The organism is Providencia sp. JGM181 (assembly GCF_018257375.1).
GTDB classification, from domain to species: domain Bacteria; phylum Pseudomonadota; class Gammaproteobacteria; order Enterobacterales; family Enterobacteriaceae; genus Providencia; species Providencia lanzhouensis.
Genome location: NZ_JAERJY010000208.1, coordinates 1 through 4,096, shown reverse-complemented (window position 1 = coordinate 4,096; position 4,096 = coordinate 1). Strand labels below are relative to the sequence as shown.

The following is a 4,096-nucleotide window of genomic DNA, read 5'->3' as shown; positions in this document are numbered from 1 at the left end:
ATAAAAGTGTTTAGTGTGAATAAATTGATCGATAACCTTAGTGATAGTTTGCACTTCAACCTATTATCTTTCCGTTATTGGCGTATTATAGAGAAGAAAAATCAACCACACTTTCATACGGATAAATTATGTTGCTGCGTTCCGGGGTAGCATTAGCTATCTTTTCTTATATTCTTTGGGGGATAACCCCGCTGTTTTATCGGTTACTTCCTGATGCACAAGCCATGGAATTACTGGCGCAACGATTGATTTGGTCTCTTCCGTTCTTATTTTTCATTCGGTTGCTTATCAAGAATAAATCCCTGTGGAAGCAAGTGTGGGCGGATAAACGTTCAATTGTGTTATGTTTTTTTAGTTCCTCGATTATGGCGGTATCGTGGACAACCTTCACCTATGCGTTAACTCATGGGCAAGTACTGGCTGCGAGCTTAGGTTATTTTATTAACCCGCTGTTTTCAATCTTGCTAGGTGTGATTTTCTTGCGAGAGCGTTTAGTCTTTGCTGAAAAACTGGCGGTTGTGTTTATTTTTTCAGGTGTTGCCTACCAAATCATACAATATGGGGAATTGCCCGTTTTAGCGTTAGTGATGGGGAGCGCTTTTGCAGTTTATGGTTTGATCCGTAAGTTTATTCGTTTTGATGTTATCACCTCGCTGTTTTTAGAGGCGCTTTGGTTATTACCCTTGGCGATAGGTATTACATGGTGGTTATCCGCACATGGAATGAGCGCGGTAGAAAATGGTGATTGGCAAACCAAAATGCTGTACATGTTGGCGGCGCCTGTGACTATCATTCCATTACTCTTTTTCACGGCAGCCATTAAACGTACCACATTAACGGTGATTGGTTTAGCGCAATATATCGAGCCAACAATTCAATTCTTGTTAGCAGTTTTCCTGTTTAATGAAATTTTCGATTGGGTCAAAGGTGTCAGTTTTACCTTGATTTGGATTGGCTTACTGTTTTGTGTATTAGCGCTACTCCATAAACGCTATGGCAAAGGTGCCCGCCATCAACCGTATGTGACTGGGCGGGATGAATCTCCCAAAATTTAACTTTTAATTTTAATGGGTTAGCCCGTTTTACAGATAATACTGTTAACGGGTTATGCTTCTATCATAGTCAAAGCAAACGATTGCGTATATAATCCTGCCATCTTTTTAGACATTATCTTTTATGTAGCTGCATTTATCTCTGGGGATATAAGGTCATTATCATGAGCCAATTAGGTACTGCACTTTGTTCTAGCGCGACAAAAGTTATGCTTCTCGGTTCGGGGGAGTTAGGTAAAGAAGTGGCGATTGAGTGCCAGCGTTTGGGTATTGAAGTGATTGCGGTGGATCGCTATGACAATGCACCTGCGATGCATGTTGCTCATCGCAGCTACACCATCAATATGTTGGATGGTGAGGCACTACGCCAACTTGTTGAAAGTGAGAAACCAGATTTTATCGTTCCTGAGATTGAAGCGATTGCCACCAAAACGTTGGTGGAACTCGAAAAGCAAGGTCAAAAAGTCGTGCCATCTGCCAATGCGGTTTACCTAACCATGAATCGTGAAGGGATCCGTCGTTTAGCTGCCGAAGAGCTACAACTGCCGACGTCGGAATACCGCTTCGTGGAAACGAAAGCGGATTTTGAAGTCGCAGCCCATGAAATTGGCTTTCCCTGCATTGTAAAACCAGTCATGAGCTCATCGGGGAAAGGGCAGAGCATCATTCGCTCAGCGGAGCAGCTTGATAGTGCGTGGAATTATTCCCAAGAAGGCGGGCGTACAGGTCAAGGGCGCGTGATTGTTGAAAAAATGGTGAATTTCGATTTTGAAATTACATTACTAACCATTAGCGCGGTAGACGGTGTGCATTTCTGTGCGCCAGTGGGTCATCGCCAAGAAAAAGGTGATTATCGCGAATCTTGGCAGCCGCAAGCGATGAGTGACGTTGCTTTGCAAAAAGCGCAGGACGTGGCGAAGAAAATTGTCACCGCTTTAGGGGGATACGGCTTATTCGGCGTGGAGCTGTTTGTCTGTGGCGATGAGATCATTTTCAACGAAGTCTCTCCTCGCCCTCATGATACGGGCATGGTGACGTTGATTTCTCAAAACCTGTCTGAGTTTGCATTGCATGTTCGCGCTTTCTTAGGCTTACCGATTGGCACTATTCGCCAGTATGGTGCCAGCGCATCGGCCGTGATTTTACCTGAGCTGCATAGCCGGAATGTGGTTTTTTCGGGCATTCACGAGGCACTCGGTTCTGATATTCAATTACGTTTATTTGGCAAACCGGAAATTGCGGGAACTCGCCGTTTGGGTGTGGCGCTTGCGGTCGGAGATTCGATTGAGCAAGCCCTAGAGATGGCAAAAACAGCGGCGGCTCGAGTGAAAGTAACAGGATAGTGATTATCCCCCCGCCTGTTAGGTTCTGGCGGGGGGCTTTTTAGGGTGATTATTGCCTATCTTCAATAATCATCGCGGCTGCACGCTCCGCAATCATGATGGTTGGCGCATTGGTATTGCCACTTGGAATTTCTGGCATCACGGAGCAATCCACCACACGTAGCTTATTGATCCCATGGACGCGAAGACGTAAATCAGTGACGGAATTTGCGGTATCGGTACCCATACGGCAGGTTCCAACGGGGTGATAAACCGTTTTACAGAAATTACGCACAAACTCTTCTAATTGACCCTCATCATGCTGAACTTGGGCAGGCGGCATCAATGTATTTTTACTGACAGCTTGCAATGATGGCTGGCTTAATACCTCTAAACCGAATTTCACCGCACGTTTACAACCTTCCATATCTTCTGGTTCAGCCAAGTAATTGGCGTGAATTCTTAACGGATCTTGCGGGTTTTGGCTACGCAGTAAAATTTCCCCGCGAGACTTAGGCTGTAAGTAACCGACTTTCAGTGAAAAACCGTGAGCGGCAGGTAGCGGCTCCCCCGGTACGTCATCCCAGCTATCTAAAATAGGCAAAAAGTGAATTTGCACATCAGGGCGACCTTGGTTGCAACTGTCTTTAAAGGCGGCGCCTTCTAAAACGTTAGAAGCGAGTAGCCCACTGCGAAATGCCATCCACTCAAAACCATGTTTGATAGCGGCAAAGCCTTGGTCGGCACCAAATAAGCTAATTGGCTCTTTGGTGGTGACGTTGATGGACATATGCAAATGATCGTGAAAATTTTTGCCCACCGGTAAATTCGCCACGGTTTTGATCCCTAAAGAGGAAAGGTGTTCTTCAGGTCCGATACCAGAGAGCATCAATAACTTCGCTGATCCCATTGCGCCGGAGCAAACCAACACTTCTTCACGCGCCAAGGCCTCGACTTCGTGACCATTTTTACCTTGGTAAGCCACGCCAACCGCTTGTCCATCGCGAATAATAATGCGGTTAACTTGGGTATTAAGTTTGAGCGTTAAACGGTCGCTATTTGCTACTGATTTCAAATAGGTTTTGGATGTACTGGCTCTTTCCCCATTATGTGTGGTGGTTTGATAGAAACTGGTTCCTTGCTGGCTCTCTCCATTAAGGTCATTAACGTATGGTAAACCATGTTCTTGAGCCGCTTGAATGAATGCCATAGAAAGTGGGTGGCGATAACGGTTTTCACTGACGGGAAGAGGTCCGTCAGTGCCGTGGTATTCTCCGGTCAAGCTTTCATTGCGTTCGGCTTTTTTAAACCACGGTAGAACGTCTTGGTAACCCCAGCCTTCGCATCCGTACTTTTGTTCCCAGTTATCATAATCCTGTTTTTGCCCGCGAATGTAGATCATGCCATTGACTGAACTACTGCCCCCCAGCACGCGACCTTGAGCAATTTGCATTTTGCGGTTGTTGGCATGAGGTTCAGGTTCGGTTTCATATGGCCAACTTTTTTGGGCAATAATTTTAGCGACGCCAGCAGGCATACGGATAAACATATGGTTATCGCTACCGCCCGCTTCAATAAGCAGCACGCGAGCTTGGGTTTCTTGGATCAGACGTGCGGCGAGAACACAACCTGCGGAGCCTGCACCGACAATAATATAGTCATATTTTTGTGTGCTCATTTTATTTCCCTGTTGAAATTAACATTCAATCATCATTCTGTCTC

Annotated in this window: 3 protein-coding genes; 2 read left to right on the top strand and 1 reads right to left on the bottom strand. The window is 45.7% G+C overall.

Annotation, left to right across the window (positions count from 1 at the left end):
* The first annotated feature begins 128 nt into the window (after window positions 1-128).
* Window positions 129-1,055, top strand: coding sequence for an EamA family transporter RarD (gene rarD / locus JK188_RS16655; RefSeq protein WP_036955645.1), 927 nt, complete (start codon window positions 129-131; stop codon window positions 1,053-1,055).
* Window positions 1,056-1,216: 161 nt separating this feature from the next.
* On the top strand, window positions 1,217-2,395 hold the full coding sequence (gene purT, locus JK188_RS16650; protein ID WP_211887739.1) for a formate-dependent phosphoribosylglycinamide formyltransferase: 1,179 nt from the start codon (window positions 1,217-1,219) through the stop codon (window positions 2,393-2,395).
* A gap of 49 nt (window positions 2,396-2,444) precedes the next feature.
* On the opposite strand, the gene JK188_RS16645 is transcribed toward purT, so the two are convergent.
* Window positions 2,445-4,052, bottom strand: a complete 1,608-nt coding sequence (locus JK188_RS16645; protein WP_211887741.1) for a GMC family oxidoreductase — start codon at window positions 4,050-4,052, stop codon at window positions 2,445-2,447.
* Window positions 4,053-4,096: the final 44 nt, after the last annotated feature.